Raw genomic sequence first — 1,576 nt, forward strand, 5'->3', positions numbered from 1 at the left:
TTTCATTAGGATAAGCCGCTTTAAAATGTGCTAATCCTTCATCCGTAATGGCATCATGCCTCTGTAAACCAGCTGTTTTGTTTTCTTCTGTAGAATGCGTAAATAAATGAGATTGGTTATCATCTTTACCTTTTAAAGATTCAATATCCTCATAAAGATATCTTGGAAAGCATTGTCCTTTATCTATTGCATCATGGTTAGGAATAGTTTTAATCATGATAACAGAAAAATCTTTCAGTGCTCCTATACCTGCAATTTGTATTACTCTGTTTTTACCAATTCCTTCCATAGGAAACATATATGGTATTTGATAGAGAGATTCATTAAAAGTACGATTATAATAGAGCCATTGTTTCGTAAAAGGACGATATGAACTTTGAGTAAGGCATGTCTCTTCAAATTCAAAAATCTTTCCTCTAATTAACTGTTGCTTAACACTATAGCTCCAACTGATTTTCCTTTCATTGGAATTGACAAAACTGTCTACATTCTTTGTACGTACTTTATTGTCAGCATGTGTATAAGTGTCATTAAAACGTTCTACTTCGCTATTATAGAACGTAATCATATTATTCATGTTCTTTGCCACTATTTCACGGCTTGAGTTATATGCCCATGCATCACGATTGGTTTTTAGACCACAAGAATAAGTCTCAAAAAGCTTTTTATCATGCCCCTTTTTAGCACCCATAGCTAAAAATGCTTTGAAACTTTCATCACGTTGATTAATCCAATCACCATGTTTATCTGGTGTAATTATTTGCCAACCTTCTTTGCTCCGTGTAATGCCATCAATACTCCTAAATTTTTCAATTATCGTAAGCTTTTCTTTTCTCGTGAGGTAATCTCCAATATCACGAAAATATATCTTGCCATGCTGTTGTGAATTTGGATTTTTAACCAAAATAGAAATAGCTATAGGGGCACGAGAGCCTTCACCAAAAATTCCACCATTTTCTTTCTTACGTTGTTCTCCAGAAGTCCGAGCATTCCCCCGCAAATGGAAAATATAAAGGCTGCTAAATTCTTCAATGAGACATTTTCGTAAACCATCCATAGAACTTCCATTGATAAACCCCGCGTTCGTGACAAAACCAATCACACCACGGTCTTTTATACGATCACTAGCCCAGCGAATGGCGCGGATATAGCTGTCATAAAGCGCCTGTACACAAGTTGTTTTGGATTGAGCAGCGTAGGTTTCACGAATACGATTATCTAAAGTAGGATAAGGTGTATTCTTTGCATTATCATTTTCGCTTTTTTGTCCTACCGAATAAGGGGGGTTACCAAGGATAACTTTAATATCCAGTTTCTTTTGATGTTCTAAATATTCACTGTTTTCTTTGAATAATTTTTGCAGAAGGTTCTTTTCTTCAAGCATTCGAAATGTATCGGTTAAGCCAATATGCTTAAAGGGAATGTAATCACCTTTCATAAGACTATGATAAGTCGATTCAATGTTAATCGCTGCTATGTAATAGGCAAGTAAGACAATTTCATTGGCATGGATATCATGACGGAACTTATATTCCATATCCTCTGGTTTGATGAGATCTGATTGTAAAAGCCGTGT

General features: G+C 35.3%; 1 protein-coding gene. It reads right to left on the minus strand.

The window, feature by feature from the left end:
- Positions 1-1,576, minus strand: a 1,576-nt coding sequence (locus ACFINU_RS09780) for a type ISP restriction/modification enzyme (protein WP_375667657.1), incomplete at both ends; no start/stop codon positions are given.

The sequence above is a fragment of the Bartonella sp. AC130YNZD genome, assembly GCF_042196865.1.
Classification (GTDB): domain Bacteria; phylum Pseudomonadota; class Alphaproteobacteria; order Rhizobiales; family Rhizobiaceae; genus Bartonella.